This window comes from Saxibacter everestensis, assembly GCF_025787225.1.
Taxonomy (GTDB): domain Bacteria; phylum Actinomycetota; class Actinomycetes; order Actinomycetales; family Brevibacteriaceae; genus Saxibacter; species Saxibacter everestensis.
Window position 1 is genome coordinate 424862 of record NZ_CP090958.1, and the last position, 15311, is coordinate 440172.

Sequence of the window (15311 nt, forward strand, 5' to 3'; positions counted from 1 at the left end):
AAGTGGGTACGGTGAGTACGGGTGGCCAGGCACTGCGGGCATGCGGGTCGGCGCGCCAAACGCTGAGGTTTAGCGCCACGAATACTGAGGTTCGGCGCCACGAATGCCGGAAGGGCGGGAGAATGTTCTCCCGCCCTTCCGCTGTTGAGCCTTGCCGGCTCAGCGCTCCTTGCCGACCTTGCCGATCAGGTCGGTTTCGATAGCGGTTTCGTCGTCTGCCTTCGGGGCCGCCTTCAGGGCGACCGCGAGCAGGCCTGCGAGGACCATCACGACGCCGACCACCCAGAGGCCGGACTTCTGGTCGCCGGTGAGGTCCGCCAGCCAGCCGGTGATGTACGGAGCCAGGAAGCCCGCGCTGTTGCCGACCGAGTTGATCAGGGCGATGCCGGCTGCTGCGCCGACTCCGGAGAGGAACATCGTGGGGAGCGCCCAGAAGTTCGGCAACGCACCGCAGATGCCGATCGCACACACCGATACAGCAATCATGGCGGTAAACGGAGAGTCCATGTAGAGCGCGATTGGGATCGCGACACCGCCGACCATTGACGGAAGCGCCACATGCCAGACTCGTTCGCGGGTCTTGTCGCCGTGCCGCGACCACAGCACCATCGATATCGCGCCGAACACGTACGGCACGGCGGTGATCAGTCCCTGCTGGAAAATGTTGAAATCGGTGCCGTACTGCTCTGAGAAGCCATCGATGATGGTCGGCAGGAAGAAGCTCAGGGCATAGAGGCCGTAGACCGCGCCGAAGTAAACAAATGCCAGCGCCCACACGCGCGGCTGGGTGAGGGAGCGCCGCATCGGGTAGTGGTAGCGGGCCGAGGTCTGTGACTCCTCGTTGTCCATCTCACGGGTGAGCCACTCGCGTTCCTCCGGCTGCAGCCACTTGGCGTCCTTGGGGCGGTCCGTCAGGTAGAACCAGCAGACGACGCCGATCAGGATTGCCGGGATGCCCTCGATCAGGAACATGAACCGCCAACCCGCCAGACCCCACCAGAGGTTGTGGCCCTGCTCGATCAGTATGGCGGACAGAGGCGCGCCGAGAATGGTGGAGAACGGGATGGCCAGCATGAACAGGGCGGTGGCCTTCGCACGTTCCCGCTTCGGGAACCAAAAGGTCAGGTACAGGATGATGCCCGGGAAGAACCCGGCTTCGGCGATTCCGAGTAGGAAACGAAGTCCATACAGCGTGCCTGCATTCGGCACGAAGGCCATCGCGGCGGCCACGATGCCCCAGCTGACCATGATCCTGGCGATCCACCTGCGCGCCCCGAACCGATGCAGCGCGATGTTGCTCGGCACCTCGAGCAGCAGGTACCCGACGAAGAAGACTCCGGAGGCAAGGCCGAACATGGCGTTCGTCAGGCCGAGGTCCTCGTTCATGCCGTTCGGACCGGCAAAGCCGATGTTCGTGCGATCCAGGTAATTAATGAAGTAGAGGACGGCGAGGAAAGGGGTCAGGCGGAGGGCGACCTTCCGCATTACCCTTTTCCGCATCGCCGGATCTTCCGTCGGTAGGGCGGACGGCTGGGACATGATTCTCCTCGCTGAGAACGGGATCGGGGGACAGCAGAAGTAATCAAACTCCTAATGCTCACCGGTTGACCAGTGTTGTCCAGAATGCGGACAGTTTTGCCTGGATTCGGCGCGCGGACCAGCGGCACCCTGGCCGCAGCCGAGAATTGCAGCCGCTAGCACCATTCAGGGCTGGAAATCGGCTCGAATCGTGAGATATCGACCCGGCTTAAGGGCTCAGTTCCTGCAAAAGTGCCGCGACGAAAGCGCCGCGGCAACCAAGGCGCCGCGACGACGAAGGCGCCGCGACGAAAGCGCCGCGACGACGAAGGCGCCGCCGTTAGACCTTGGGCTCGAACCGTCCGTCGTTCGCCATCCAGCCGCCATCCACGAGTTGTGACGAGCCCGTGACGTAGGAGCTGGCATCTGAGGCCAGGAACGCGACCGCTCCGGCGATCTCGTGTGGCTTGGCCCAACGCTTCAGCGCGCTCTTGTTGGCGTAGGCGTCCCACCACTCGGTGTCGTTCTTGATCTGTGTGGTCAGCGGGGTCTCGAACGAGCCTGGCAGGATTGCGTTGACCCGGACACCCTGGGTGCCCAGTTCGGTCGCCATCGTCTTGGTGAGCTGCACGACCCCGGCCTTCGCGGCCGCGTAGATTCCCTGTCCGGGTTCCACCACGAGCGCGCGGAAACTCGCGAAGGTGACGATGCTGCCTTTTCCGTTGGCCGCCATCGTCGCGCCGAAGGCCTTCATCAGCCGGTACGTGCCCTTGAGGTTGATGTCGATGACCCGGTCGAAGTCGTCCTCGGTGGTGTCCAACAGCCGCTTCCGGGCGTTGTATCCCGGCGTGATCACCAATACCTCGGCGTCCTGGTGCTCCCGGGCCGCGGCCTCAACGGTGGCGGTATCGGTGACGTCGATGGCTAGTGGGCTCGCGGTGCCACCGGCTTCCTGGATCAGTCGAACTGTGTCGGCCGCGCCCTCAACATTGAGATCGGCCACTATGACCTCGGCGCCAAAATCGGCCAGGCCGAGCGCGCTGGCCTGACCGAGCCCTGACCCGGAGCCCACCACGACCGCTTTGCGTCCGGTCAGGTCGAAAAGATCCTTGATATTGGGGCTCATGCGAGGGTTCTCCTTATGAATGCTGATTCTTAAGCCTGCCGTCAGGTTCCGACAGCCCGAAGGTGAGACGAAGTCTTGCTGCTTGAGACCTTAGCCGGTGTTCGCTAGTCGAGTTCTTCCGGGTGGCGACTGCTTTGCGGAATGGCCTGTGTCGCGGTGCCGATAAAAGAAGCCTCGTCGCGACGATGCGCCAGCACTTCACTGATGTAGGACTGGACGGCTTCATCGAGCGGGATGTCGCGCATTTCCCTCTCGGCCAGCAACCAGCGGTGCTCAAGGACCTCATGGAAGATCTCGGCCGGCTCGAGCTTCCGGGAAAGCTCGCGCGGCACCGCGTGGATGACGGGTTCGAAGACCCGGGTCAGCCACTGATGGGCGACGAGTTCTTCGTCGGCGGCCTGCTGATCGGTTGCCGCGCGGTAGCTGTCCAAATCGTTGAGCAACCGGCGCGCCTGGTTCTCCTGGGCGTCCAGGCCGGTGAGCCGAATCAAACGGCGCTGATGATGTCCGGCGTCGACGACCTTGGGCTGCAACTGAACGGTCGTGCCGTCAAAGTCGGTCGTGATCGCAAGTTCGCCGACATCGAAGCCGAGTTCGTTGAGCCGGCGGACCCTGGCATCCACCCGCCACCGCTCTTCGGACGCGAAGGACTCGCTGCCGGTGAGCTCTGCCCAGAGCGTGCGGTAGCGGGTGATGATCAATTCGCTGATCGGCAGCGGGTCGAGGTCCTCGTCGGCGAGGCCGCCGGCCTGCAGATCGAAGAACTCGCCGGCGATATTCACCCGGGCGATTTCGAGGTCGTGTTCGCGCTGCCCATCCGAAAGGGTGTCGTGCAGTTCGCCGGTTTCGGCGTCCACCAGGTAGGCAGCGAAAGACCCCGCGTCCCGCCGGAACAGGGTGTTGGACAGCGACACGTCACCCCAGAAGAACCCGACCAGGTGCAACCTGACCAGCAGGACTGCCAGAGCGTCGACGAGCCGTGTCGCGGTATCCGGTCGCAGCGTCTGTGAGTAAAGCGCCCGGTAGGGCAGCGAGAACTTCAAATGCCTGGTCACCAGGGCGCATTCGAGCTCCTCGCCGTTGACATCGCGGCGACCGGTGATCACTGCGGCCGGCTGCACGCAGGGCACGTCCAGCCGGTTCAGCAGCCGAAGGAGCTGGTACTCGTGGCGGGCATAGTGCTCCCGGGTTTCCTTGACGGCGACGACCTGGCCGGAGAGGCCGACGAATCGCACGGTGTGGCGGGAGATACCGCGGGGCAGCCCCACGAGCACTGATTCCGGCCAGTCCTCCAACGGCAGGTTCCAGGGCAGATCCAATAAGGCGGGGTCGGGCGCAACCGCCGTTATATTGAGCGCCAGAGGTGCCGAAATCGCCATACCTTTGAGCCTACGTTCCTTGAGCGGTGGTGCTGGCCATTGACCATCATATTGTCGCTGCCCGATATTTACGCCGGCCGGCCGTTGGGCCGCACTGGCTACCCGCACGGCCGGCACAACGACAACGGGTGACGGACCAGGATTCAGGTCCGTCACCCGATGGGAGTCGGCGCTTAGTGCTGTCTAATCGCCGGAGCCGCGCCCCGACGCTTAGCGCGGTCTAGTCGCCGAGCCGTTCGCCGGTCACCGTGTCGAACAGGTGGACGTGCCCGGGTTCCGGAATGAACGCGATGGTGGCGCCCTTTTCCGGCGGACGGCGACCGTCAACCCGTGCGATCACTGGTGACTCGGTCTCTCCGTGCTTGGCCCGACCATAGATGTATGCATCGGCGCCCAGTTCCTCGACAACATCGACCTCGACCTGCAGTCCTTCGCCGGTCTCGCTGATGTTGAGGTCCTCAGGGCGGACACCCAGCGTGACCTTGTCGCTGCTGGCTTCTCCCAGCACGTCGCGAGGCACAGGGAACACGGCTCCGCCGAAGCTGACTCCGCCATCGACCTGCGGAAGTTCGATCAGGTTCATAGCCGGCGAGCCGATGAAGCCAGCGACGAAAACGTTGTTCGGGTGGTCGTACATAGCCCGTGGCGTGTCGACCTGCTGGAGCTTGCCGTCCTTGAGCACAACGACCCGATCGCCCATCGTCATGGCCTCGGTCTGATCGTGGGTCACGTAGACGGTGGTCACGCCGAGCCGGCGCTGCAGTGACGCGATCTGGGTGCGGGTCTGAACCCGGAGCTTCGCGTCGAGGTTGGAGAGTGGCTCATCCATCAGGAAGACCTGTGGTTCGCGGACGATTGCCCGGCCCATCGCAACCCGCTGGCGCTGGCCGCCGGAGAGCGCCTTCGGCTTACGGTCCAGGTAATCCTCGAGGTCGAGGAGTTTAGCTGCGTCCCGGACGCGCTCCATTCGCTTTTCCTTCGGCACGCCGGCGATTTTGAGCGCAAAGCCCATGTTGTCGGCGACGCTCATATGCGGGTAGAGCGCATAGTTCTGGAAAACCATGGCGATGTCGCGGTCTTTTGGCGGTACATCGGTGACGTCGCGGTCGCCGATCAGAATCCGGCCGGAGTTGACGTCTTCGAGGCCGGCAAGCATTCGCAATGAGGTGGACTTCCCGCAACCTGACGGTCCGACCAGAACAAGGAACTCACCGTCGGCGACTTCGAGGTTCAGCTGGTCGACTGCGGGGCGGTCGCCGCCGGGGTACACCCGGGTTGCGGCGTCAAATGTGACAGTAGCCATGAGCAATCTGTCCCTTCACTGGCAGGTACGTGCCAGACGATCCGTTGTGATGGGTACCGGCAGTGCGCTTTTGCAATGCCGTCGGCTCAAAAAACTCGCCTTTGAGCCTTCTGATCGTAATTGATTCCGATCGCTCACTGCCACAAAAACCCGAAACCAGTGAAGATTGCCACTATAAATTCTTACTAGCCGTGGGCCGCTACAGTGATTCCTATGGACGTTCGGCTGCCCGATATCGCGGAAGAGGCAGGAGTTTCTCTTGCCACGGTCTCCCGGGTGCTTGGCGAACGGGGAAAGGTCGCGCCAGCTACGAGGGAAAAGGTCAGGGGCGCAATCGAGCGACTCGGCTACAACCGCTCGACGCTGCTGCAGCGGAGCACCGGCAGGATGGTCGGGCTGGTCGTGCCCGCCCAGCCCGAAAGCTGGCAGTCTGCGGCAATCCATGAGCTGTCCAGGCGCCTGGAAGACAACGACCTGTGTGTCGCCGTTGTTCTGGCCGGCGAGGGCTCCCGCCGGCTGAGTCATTTCGATTTGCTGATGAACGGATCGGTCGCGGCGATAGCGACGCCGGCGGTCGTTGACCGGCCCCCGGAGTTATCACGCAGCGTGCCGTTCGTTCGGCTGGGACTTACCGGCGAGAGTACGCCGGATGACGCAGGCAGCGGTGGGGTCGCCGCGCGGCTGGATGTTGCCGGAGCGCTGGAAATGGCCGTCCAGCATCTTGAAAGTCTCGGTCACCGCCGGATCGGCATGGTCTGTGACACCGAGGGGCCGGTCAGGGCCGAGTTGAGGTCCGCACTGCACCGGGTGCACCCGACCAGGCTCGTCGACCCTGATATCGACCGATGGATTGTGCCGGCGCCCCGAACCGTCAGTGGAGGCCAGCGGGCGACACGTCAGTTGCTCGATGCGACCTGCACCGCGCTGATCTGTCAAAGCCAGCTGCAGACGCACGGAGCCCTGTCAGCGATCAGGGAGCACCGGATGGCGGTTCCACGTGATGTTTCGCTGATCGATTTTTCCGACAGTATCGGCGCGCAATTCGCCAATCCGCCGCTTAGCGTGCTGCGGCTGAATGCGGACCAAATCGCGCTAGCAATCAGCGAGCTGCTGATCGCCAACCTTGAACCTGGTCAGGCTGCTCCGATCGCGGCTACAGAGACCCCCGAGCTGCCACTGGAACTGCTGGTCCGGGGCTCGACCGCGCGTACCCGCTTGTAAGCGGCCGCTCAGGCGGGTGCGATAACTTAAGGCAATGGTGTTGCGCTTATCCGATGTGTCGACTCGGGCAGGAGTAAGCGTGGCGACGGTTTCCCGGGTGCTGCGCGATAAACCGGGCGTTTCGGAGTCGACCCGGCAAGCCGTCCTCGCCGCACTCGATGTGCTGGGCTACGCCCGGCCGACATCGCCGGTCGAAGCGAATCCGGTGGTCGGGATCGTGGCTCCCGGCTTCACCGTTTACTGGCATGACCCCTGGTTCCAGCTCAGGCAGGAACTGGTCAGGGCGCTGCAAAACGCCGTCTGCCTTCCGGTCGTGGTGCATGTTCCGCACGATTCGGACTACCGAAGCACGACACATGCCGGACGGAATTCAAGTAGTCCGACCAGCCCGCTGGACCAGTTGTTGCTACGCGGAGTGAATGGGATCGTCTGGATCGGCGACACAGGCGCAACCGAAACGCTCACCGAATTGGTGGCCGCCGACATACCCAGGCTTGTTGTCGGGACAGCGGCCGAACCCGGAGTGTCCCGGATGGCGGTCGATCTTGGCGCGGCCATCGACCTTGCGGTAAAACATCTGGCCCAGCTCGGACACCGCCAGCTCGGCCTGAGCATTGCGGCGGATCCGCTTTCCTCTGCGGCGGTGCAGGCTTTCCGGCGGTCGGTTGCCGGCCGGCTGCACATCGCCGGCACTCGCGCCCAGGCGCCGGTCGTCACCTCGCCGCACGGCATGGAAGCAGGTGCGCAGGCGGCATCCACCCTGCTGCGCGCGGGTTGCAGCGCGCTGATCACAGGAGCCCCCAGCCTCACGATGGGCGCGCTGCAGGCGGCCCGAAGCCTCGGGGTGAGCGTGCCGGACCAGCTCTCGATCCTCGGGGTCGGCGACGTGGATGGCGGAACGATGACCGACCCCGCCCTGACCATGATCACACCGCCGTGGCGATTTATGGCCGAGGCCGCCGTTACCGACATCCTGGGCCAGATCGAGCGGCAAACGACGGGACCGGGAGTCGTGCTGCCCGAAGCGGCCGAGCTGAGCTATCAGGCCGAGTTGGTGCTTCGGGCGTCCACGGCACCCCCGCCGCGGCGCTAGCGCCCGCCAGCCGCCGCGAGTTAACCGTCTCGGCTCTCCACTAGTTCCGCGAGTTGTTCCAAGACGTCGCTCACCTGCTGCGGGTCACGCACCCGGTAACGGGCGGCGGTCTCGCCCGGCCCGACCTTGATGCCGACATCCTCCGGGCGAAGAATTGCGAAGGCGTCCTCATCAGTCGTGTCATCGCCAGCGAACAGCACGGCCTCGGGACGCAGGCTGCTCCGGACCCGGCTGAGGCCCTCACCCTTGTTGCTGTGCCGGAGCGCGAACTCAAGCACATGATGGCCCTTGGTGACCTTGACGGTGGGGAAGTCGGCGGCGGCTTCGCGGGCCTGTTCAAGTGCCCGCGCTGCCTCGTCCTCATCGGCGCCGCGGGTATGCACGACGACCCCCGCCGGTTTGGACTCCAGCCAGGTGTTCGGGGTCCGGGAAAGTGCCGACGCCAGGCGTGAGTTGAGCGCCGCGAGTCGATCCGCCTCATCCGTGCTCAGCTCGACAGCATCGGCATCGGCTCCATCATCGCCGTTCATAGCCACCTCAGCGCCGTGGCTGCCGACGAACACGGCACCCGCTGGCGCTTCGGCCCGGCTCCGCAGATCCGCAAGCGGCCGGCCCGAGATGTAGGCGATGTGCACGCCCGCACGGGACAGACGATGCACCGCGGCAACGCTTGAGGGCATCGGCGCGGCCGCATCCGGGTCGCGCACGAACGGTGCCAGGACGCCGTCGAAATCCAGCGCGACGAGGATCTGCGGCCGCTGGGCGAATTGCCGCAGCGCGGCGTCGAGTTCTGCTGACCCGGGGCCGTCGCTGCCGGGATTGCGGCTGTGGCCGGGATTAATTGTCACGCCGCAAACCAGCCAGTGTCTCGAGGAACATACGTGACCAGTGCTGGACGTCGTCCTCGGCGACCCGTCGTCGAAGTGCGCGCATCCTGCGGGCGGACTCCCGGGGCGTCATCTCGACCGCCTTCATGATTCCGGCCTTGAGCCCGGTGATGTCGTGCGGGTTGACCAGCACCGCCTGGCGCAGCTCGTCCGCCGCGCCGGTGAACTCGCTCAGCACGAGTGCGCCGTCGTGATTGACCCGGGTCGCCACGTACTCCTTCGCCACGAGATTCATCCCGTCGCGCAATGCAGTCACCAGCATGACGTCGGCAGCAAGGTAGAACGCCACCATCTCATCGCGCGGGAAGGAATGGTGCAGGTAGTTCACTGCCTGGGTGCTCAGCCCGCCGTACTCGCCGTTGATCCGGCCGACGGCGAGTTCGACATCGTGCCTGATCTGCTTGTAATGCTCCAGGCGCTCGCGGCTGGGTGTCGCGATCTGCACCAGGGTGACCTCGCCGACCGAAAGGGCCCCATCTTCCAGCAACTCGGCGAATGCCTTGATCCGGTGCCGGATTCCCTTCGTATAGTCCATCCGATCCACACCGAGCATCAGGACTTCCGGGTTGCCGACCTCCTCGCGGATCTGGCGGGCTCGTTCCTGGATTTCCGGCTTCAGTGCCAGCCGCTCCAGCTCCGCGGCATCGATGGAGATCGGGAAGGATTGCGCCTTGGCGGTATGACTCTCCTCGCCGTTTTCGTCCGTGACCCGGACCAGGCCGTTCCGTGCCACTGTGCCGACGTTTCGGCGGACCGCACGCAGGAAGTTCGCCGAGTCGTAGGGGCGCTGGAAACCGATCAGGTCTGCGCCGAGCAGGCCGTGCAGGATCTGCTTGCGCCACGGCAGCTGCGCGAAGATCTCGTACGGCGGGAACGGAATGTGGTTGAAGAATCCGATCCTGACGTCCGGCCGGAGCTTGCGGATCATGCCGGGAACGAGCTGCAACTGGTAGTCATGGATCCAGATCACCGCGTTCTCCGCGGCGACGGTCACGGCAGCCTGGGCGAATCGCTCGTTGACCCGCAGATAGGCGTCCCACCAGGTGCGGTGGAACTCGGGCGGTGCGATGACGTCATGATAGAGCGGCCACAGCGTGGCATTCGAGAACCCCTCGTAGTACTGAGTGAATTCGTCATTGCTGAGCGGAACGGGAACGAGTCGCATGCCGTCGAGGTCGAACGGTTCAATTTCCTCGTCGGGAGTACCGGCCCAGCCAACCCACGCGCCGTCGTGAGTCTTCATAACCGGAGCCAGACCGGTGACCAGGCCGCCGGGTGACTGGCGCCACCCTGCCTCGCCGTCCGGGCCAACTTCCCGGTCCACCGGCAGGCGGTTTGCTACGACAACCAAGTCGAATTTTGCAGGCTTTTTGTTCACGGCACCCCAGAGGTAGAAGTAGTCATGTATGACTTTATCCGGTCAAGTACCGTAGATCAGGTGGCGGATGAGATATACGTGGGCGGTTACCGTCTGGCCGAACGATTGGGCCAGGGTGGAATGGGCGTCGTGCACCGGGCCGTGGATGCCGACGGTGCCGAGGTCGCCGTAAAGGTGCTGCACGCCCATGTGGCGATGGATCCGGAAGCTCGCCGCCGGCTGGCTCGGGAAGTTCGCACCCTGCAGCGGGTGCGACATCCGCGGGTTGCCGAAGTGATCGATGCCGAACTAGAGGCTGACAGGCCCTTTTTGGTGACTCAGTACGTTCCTGGCATGTCGCTTGCCGATGACGTTGCCGAGCATGGCCCGTTTGCCGAGGACGAACTCGTGCATCTGGGACACGGCCTGCTCGACGCGCTGGATGCAGTCCACTCAGCCGGTATCGTGCACCGGGACCTCAAGCCGGCGAACGTCATGCTGCTCGACGGCGAGCCGGTCGTGATCGACTTCGGGATCGCCCAGGTCGCGGACGAGGTTCAGGTCACAGCCACCGGTTTGGTGATGGGAACCCCCGGCTACTTAAGCCCAGAAGTTGCCGAGGGTGACCCGGCGACGGCAGCCACCGATTGGTGGGGTTGGGCGGCCACGATGGCGTTCGCCGCAACGGGTGCGAATCCCTTCGGCAGCGGCCCGCTAGAGGCAGTCCTCGGCCGGGTTCAGCGCGGAAGCGCGGATGTCGCCGATGTCCCGGAGAATTTCGGCTACCTGCTGAAGGCATGCTTGCATCCCGATCCTGAGCGTCGTCCGTCCGGAGACGAGATCCTGGACGCCCTCGTCGACATTGAGTCCGGCGAGCTGCCGCGGCTGCCCACCCGGTGTGGAATCTTCGTGCCGCCTGTCAGCGGATCAGAGCCCACCACCGTCTACGACCAGCCGCCTGCCGCGCAGACGGAGCTGATGGCGGCGCCTCGGCAGGCTGATTACGACTACTATCCGTCGCCACCCCCGCCGACTCAGGACTCGCAGTATGGCCAGTCCGGCCAGGGTCTCTCCGGCCAGGGCATGACGAACTCGCTGAACAGCCAGTACCCGCCGTATGGCCAGTCCGGCCAGGCTGCGCCGACCCCACAGTCCGCGCCATACGGTCAGGACGGCCGGCAGCACCAGCCGTACGCTCCTTACGGTCAGGTCGCTCGGCAGCACCCGGCGCCGAGCCAGCAGGCTGAGTATCCGGGCCCGCGGGGTGAATACCCCGGACACTATCCGGCGCAGATCGAGCCGCCACAGCCGCCGCCATCGCGCACCGGTACCATCGCCGCCCTGCTGCTCGCCTGCATTTCGGTAGCCGGGCTCGGTCCCGGAGTCGTGCTGTTGCTCGCCCTGGTATTCGGTGTGATCGCCCGCACCGTTGGCCGGGTCTCCCGGGTGAGGGAGTGGAAGGCGTATCGCCAGGGGCCGGGATCCGTCAGCGGGATGACGACGGTTGGCGCCATTCCCGGTTCGCTCCTGCTCTCGCTGCTCGTCTCTGTGGTTGCCGCCATCCTGCCGCTGATCGCAGGGCTGTCCGGCGCGATCCTGGTCTGGCTGGCAGGAGCGGACGGGCTGCCCGCCGAACGAGTCATCACCTTTTCGCTCTGGGCCGGCGCCGCGCTGGCCACCCTGACCGCCTGGTGGGGACCCGGCGGTCAGGGCTTGCGAAGGGGCACGAAAGTCACGCTTCGGGCAATGACGCCCGGGCGACTCGGTGCGTCTATTGCCATCCTGATCTTCCTGGCACTTGCGCTGCTCGGCGTGACAACGGCGCTCGGCGGTGCGGCCGTCACCTGGTGGCCGCTGCCGGAGTCTCCGCTGAACTTCGTCAACTAGCGAGGCAGCGCATAGGATTGCCGCGTGGACATGACGTGGCGGGCGACGATCTCTTCGGCATCGCGCCCCCGCGTCCTTGAGTGCCGCCGCCGAGTCCTTGAGTGCCGCCGCCGAGTTGTCGGCTCAATGAACCTAGTTCCGCTGTTGTGGCAACTGACCGTCGTCGTCGGCCTGCTGCTCGGCATTGCCCTGGTCACTGTCCGGACCCTCAGCGTCAGCCATCACGTTGGACACTGCGTGCAGCTGGCGGCGGACGCGGCGACGATCGGGATGAAGTTCGCGCTGCTGCACGTCTCTCCTTACTGTCCGGCGGAGACCGTCGCGCTCGGAGGGGAAGTCGGCGTCGCAATGGCATGGACCGGCGGCTTCCTGGCTCTCGCGCTGACGGCGCACATTGGCACGATTCTGCTGAGCCGCCGCGTCGTTGCCGCGCTGGCGCGGTTGAGCAGCTGTCTCGGCAAAGTCTGGGATCGTCTGCTTGGGCTCTGCCAGCACAATGTGACCTCGTCGTCGATTCGTCGAGACGGCGTCTTCGAGCGCCAGGTATGGGTGCCTGAATTCACGCCGGGACTTCGCTATCGCCGCGGGCCTCCGGTCCGGTTCGGGCTCGCCGCATAGCCGCTGACTGCTGAAGTCACTCGACCGGCACGATCGCAGGCGGAGCCACCGACACGAAGACTCGCGTCATTCATCCAGACTTATCTTTTGAGGAACCATGGCAACCAGCAAGAAGAAGCAGCCGTCCCCGGCCGGTAAGGCCCAGCAGCGCACGGCCGCCCGTGAAAAGGCCAGGCAGATCGCCGAAGTGCAGGAGCGTAAGGAGCGTCGCGGGAAACTCATCCTGCGCGGTGGGGTCGCCGCTGTCGTCCTGGCGCTCGTCGTGGTCGTCGGCGTCGTCATCGTCAACGCCAACAAGCCTGCTGTCGCTCCGGTCAACTATGCCAATGAAGGCATCACCTTCGGAAAAGGCGGCGAGGTCATCGCTTCGCCGGACGCCGAGAAGGGCGACATCCCTGAGGGCCTGACACCGGCAAGCGAGAATTTGAACGAGGGCGCCGCTCACCTGAAGGTCTACCTCGATTTCCAATGCCCGGTCTGCAAGACGTTCGAAGAGTTGAACGGTGCGAACATCAACTCCTGGGCGCAGGCAGGGAACGTTTCCATCGAGTACGTTCCGCTGCCTTTCCTTGACCGGATGTCGGGAGGCACCAAGTACTCGACCCGCTCAGCCAACGCGGCTGCCTGCCTTTCGGATGTCGCGCCGGACAAGTACCTCGGCTACATGACCACGCTGTTTGAGAATCAGCCTGAAGAAGGCGGCACGGGACTGCCCGATGAGGACCTGATCACGTACGCGAAGGAGGCAGGCGTCGACGTCCAGGCACCAATCAAGACCAAATCCGAGGACGACGAGCCGGTCTCGTTCACGGAATGCGTGACCAACCTGCACTACGGCGACTGGGTGAAGACCGTCAATGACGCCGCTGCCGAGGACAACGTCAGCGCGACGCCGACCGTCTTGCTGAACGGCGAGGATGTCGGAACCGACTGGCAGGATCCCGAGGCATTCGCGTTCACTGTGCTTAAGGCGGCCGGCGCGCTGGACGAAGGTGCCGATCCCACCGAAAGCCCATCCGTCGCACCGACGAAGTAGCTGTCTGTCCGCGAAACCTGAGCTGGCCGAAGGCACGCTCGATGTGCGCCCGAACCCAATTGTGGTTTAACATCGAGCGTGCCCGTTGCGCAGTGTTCAATGCGTAAAGTGGCATTGCGTAAAGTGCGCCGACTTAGCTCAGCTGGTAGAGCACCGCTCTTGTAAAGCGAAGGTCGTCGGTTCGAACCCGACAGTCGGCTCTGCTCCCAGATGTCCCTGACCAGCACGTATGCCGGTCAGGGACATCTTCCTTTCTTGCTGCATCGCCTCTCGCGCAGCAAAAGTGCAGCCACCAGCTTCACGATAGTCTCGACGCCATGAATCCCCACGAGCACCTCGCCGCTCTGTATAAGTTCCTCGGCCTGCCCGCGGATCAGGTCGCGGACTTCTGGACGGACGGCGCGACGGTGCTAGTGACGGTGGTCGAGGGGGAGTGGCGTTAGGATCAGTCGCATGTGTGGACGTTTCGCGATGGATACAGGACCGGGAAGTATCGATATCGGGATTGTCGGTCACACCGCCGATCGACGGAAGGTGCGTGCCGGCGGGTTTGGGCAAACTACGCCAATCTGCGCACGCCGCACTAGAAGGCGACAGTCACCGGTGTTGCCCCGTCCACCGGAACGATGGCGATCTCAACCGGTCAACGCACCACCTGGTCGATGATGCGGTGAGACCGCCATCGTTCTTGATGCATGCCAAGTTGGCAGGCTAGTGCACAGGCCAGGCCCGTCTAGCGTGCGCTTCTTATGCGGCAACCGTTTCGTCGAGCGGTGCTGCGGGGAGCGGGGGCTGGGTACGCTGCCACACCGAGCCGTACCGGGTGTACTGCGCGGGCGGCTCGATCGGACTGCGGAGCTCGTCGGCGGCGGTGCGTGCCCAGAACGGGTCCTTGAGCATCTCGCGCCCGACGAACACCAGGTCGGCGCGTCCGTTCTGGAGGATGTCCTCGGCCTGCTGACCGGTCTCGATGCGACCCACGGCGCCGGTGAGGATCCCGACCTCGCGGCGGACGAGCTCCGCGGCAGGAACCTGGAACCCTGGGAACGAGGACACCTTGACCGGCGCGGTGCCACCGGAGGAGGCGTCGATGAGGTCGACGCCCTGCTCCTTCATCCACCGCCCGAAGATGACGTAGTCATCCGGGGTGTTGCCACCCTCCACGTAGTCGGTCGAGGAGATGCGGACGAAGAGCGGACCGCTCCAGACGGCACGGACGGCGTCGAGGACGGCGCGGACGATGCGGTACCGCCCGGCGTGGTCGCCCCCGTAGTCGTCGGTGCGCTTGTTTGAGATCGGGGAGAGGAACTGGTTGAGCAGGTAGCCGTGGGCGGCGTGCACTTCGATGACGTCGAACCCTGCCTGGGCCGCGCGCTCTGCGGCGGCGCCGAAGGCCTCGACGATCTCTGCGATGCCGGCCTGGGTGAGCTCCTCGGGGGTGCGTGAGCCTGGTCCCCACGCGATCGCGGAGGGAGCCACGGCGGTCTGCTCGGGCAGGCCGAGCTGGCGGCCGGCGTGGCCGATCTGCACCCCTGCACGGCCACCCACCAGGTGGACTGCGTCGACGACGCGACGAAGGCCGGGGACGTGCATGTCATCCCAGATCCCGAGGTCGCCGGGGCCGATCGGGCCGTTCGGTGCGACCGCTGCGGTCTCGGTCATGACCAGGCCAGTGCCGCCCAGGGCTCGCGAACCGTAGTGGACGACATGGAAGTCGGTGGCGATCCCGGTCGTGGTCGCCGAGTGCATGCACATCGGGGACATCGCGATGCGGTTGCGGAAGGACACCCCGCGGATCGTGTACGGCTCGAGAAGGGTTGCAGACAAGATTTCTCCTTTGGGGCTGCCGATGGCAAGCAAGCGGTCGGTTGGTTGGTTGAACAAGC

Annotated in this window: 13 protein-coding genes and 1 tRNA gene; 7 read left to right on the forward strand and 7 right to left on the reverse strand. The window is 64.8% G+C overall.

Features of this window, described 5'->3' with window-relative positions; all coding sequences use genetic code 11:
* Positions 1-159: 159 nt before the first annotated feature.
* From LWF01_RS02000 to LWF01_RS02015, 4 genes are all read right to left on the reverse strand, one after another.
* Entirely contained in the window at positions 160-1539 is a 1380-nt protein-coding gene (locus LWF01_RS02000) for an MFS transporter (protein WP_349639367.1), read from the reverse strand.
* A gap of 319 nt (positions 1540-1858) precedes the next feature.
* Positions 1859-2644, reverse strand: a complete 786-nt coding sequence (locus LWF01_RS02005) for an SDR family NAD(P)-dependent oxidoreductase (protein WP_349639368.1) — start codon at positions 2642-2644, stop codon at positions 1859-1861.
* A gap of 104 nt (positions 2645-2748) precedes the next feature.
* Positions 2749-4023: a DUF4032 domain-containing protein gene (locus LWF01_RS02010; protein WP_349639369.1), complete on the reverse strand. Its 1275-nt coding sequence runs from the start codon at positions 4021-4023 to the stop codon at positions 2749-2751.
* A gap of 220 nt (positions 4024-4243) precedes the next feature.
* Positions 4244-5326: an ABC transporter ATP-binding protein gene (locus LWF01_RS02015; RefSeq protein WP_349639370.1), complete on the reverse strand. Its 1083-nt coding sequence runs from the start codon at positions 5324-5326 to the stop codon at positions 4244-4246.
* A 213-nt stretch (positions 5327-5539) separates the two neighbouring features.
* On the opposite strand from LWF01_RS02015, the gene LWF01_RS02020 reads away from it, so the two are divergent.
* On the forward strand, positions 5540-6547 hold the full coding sequence (locus LWF01_RS02020) for a LacI family DNA-binding transcriptional regulator (RefSeq protein WP_349639371.1): 1008 nt from the start codon (positions 5540-5542) through the stop codon (positions 6545-6547).
* A gap of 79 nt (positions 6548-6626) precedes the next feature.
* Positions 6627-7640 carry a LacI family DNA-binding transcriptional regulator gene (locus LWF01_RS02025; RefSeq protein WP_349639372.1) on the forward strand — a complete coding sequence of 338 codons (1014 nt, stop codon included), beginning with the start codon at positions 6627-6629 and terminating at the stop codon, positions 7638-7640.
* Positions 7641-7660: 20 nt separating this feature from the next.
* Here LWF01_RS02025 and otsB read toward each other — a convergent pair whose 3' ends face one another.
* Complete coding sequence (gene otsB, locus LWF01_RS02030; protein ID WP_349639373.1) at positions 7661-8488, reverse strand: trehalose-phosphatase; 828 nt, start codon at positions 8486-8488, stop codon at positions 7661-7663.
* Positions 8478-9905, reverse strand: coding sequence for an alpha,alpha-trehalose-phosphate synthase (UDP-forming) (locus LWF01_RS02035; RefSeq protein ID WP_349639374.1), 1428 nt, complete (start codon positions 9903-9905; stop codon positions 8478-8480). Before LWF01_RS02035 ends, otsB begins: the two co-directional genes overlap by 11 nt.
* Positions 9906-9965: 60 nt before the next feature.
* On the opposite strand from LWF01_RS02035, the gene LWF01_RS02040 reads away from it, so the two are divergent.
* The 5 genes from LWF01_RS02040 (at position 9966) to LWF01_RS02060 (ending at position 13868) form a co-directional block, all read left to right on the forward strand.
* Positions 9966-11771 (forward strand): serine/threonine-protein kinase, encoded by a 1806-nt coding sequence (locus LWF01_RS02040; protein WP_349639375.1) that lies wholly within the window; start codon positions 9966-9968, stop codon positions 11769-11771.
* 126 nt (positions 11772-11897) lie between these two features.
* Complete coding sequence (locus LWF01_RS02045; protein WP_349639376.1) at positions 11898-12389, forward strand: hypothetical protein; 492 nt, start codon at positions 11898-11900, stop codon at positions 12387-12389.
* Positions 12390-12486: 97 nt separating this feature from the next.
* Entirely contained in the window at positions 12487-13425 is a 939-nt protein-coding gene (locus LWF01_RS02050; RefSeq protein ID WP_349639377.1) for a DsbA family protein, read from the forward strand.
* Positions 13426-13552: 127 nt separating this feature from the next.
* Positions 13553-13625: transfer RNA gene (locus LWF01_RS02055), tRNA-Thr, on the forward strand.
* A gap of 117 nt (positions 13626-13742) precedes the next feature.
* Complete coding sequence (locus LWF01_RS02060; RefSeq protein ID WP_349639378.1) at positions 13743-13868, forward strand: hypothetical protein; 126 nt, start codon at positions 13743-13745, stop codon at positions 13866-13868.
* A 304-nt stretch (positions 13869-14172) separates the two neighbouring features.
* Here LWF01_RS02060 and namA read toward each other — a convergent pair whose 3' ends face one another.
* Positions 14173-15252 (reverse strand): NADPH dehydrogenase NamA, encoded by a 1080-nt coding sequence (gene namA / locus LWF01_RS02065; protein ID WP_349639379.1) that lies wholly within the window; start codon positions 15250-15252, stop codon positions 14173-14175.
* Positions 15253-15311: the final 59 nt, after the last annotated feature.

Bases quoted from the DNA above. Each gene is read 5' to 3' on its own strand.
- LWF01_RS02000 (WP_349639367.1), bottom strand. From the start codon at position 1,539: ATGTCCCAGCCGTCCGCCCTACCGACGGAAGATCCGGCGATGCGGAAA.
- LWF01_RS02005 (WP_349639368.1), bottom strand. From the start codon at position 2,644: ATGAGCCCCAATATCAAGGATCTTTTCGACCTGACCGGACGCAAAGCG.
- LWF01_RS02010 (WP_349639369.1), bottom strand. From the start codon at position 4,023: ATGGCGATTTCGGCACCTCTGGCGCTCAATATAACGGCGGTTGCGCCC.
- LWF01_RS02015 (WP_349639370.1), bottom strand. From the start codon at position 5,326: ATGGCTACTGTCACATTTGACGCCGCAACCCGGGTGTACCCCGGCGGC.
- LWF01_RS02020 (WP_349639371.1), top strand. From the start codon at position 5,540: ATGGACGTTCGGCTGCCCGATATCGCGGAAGAGGCAGGAGTTTCTCTT.
- LWF01_RS02045 (WP_349639376.1), top strand. From the start codon at position 11,898: ATGAACCTAGTTCCGCTGTTGTGGCAACTGACCGTCGTCGTCGGCCTG.
- LWF01_RS02050 (WP_349639377.1), top strand. From the start codon at position 12,487: ATGGCAACCAGCAAGAAGAAGCAGCCGTCCCCGGCCGGTAAGGCCCAG.
- LWF01_RS02060 (WP_349639378.1), top strand. From the start codon at position 13,743: ATGAATCCCCACGAGCACCTCGCCGCTCTGTATAAGTTCCTCGGCCTG.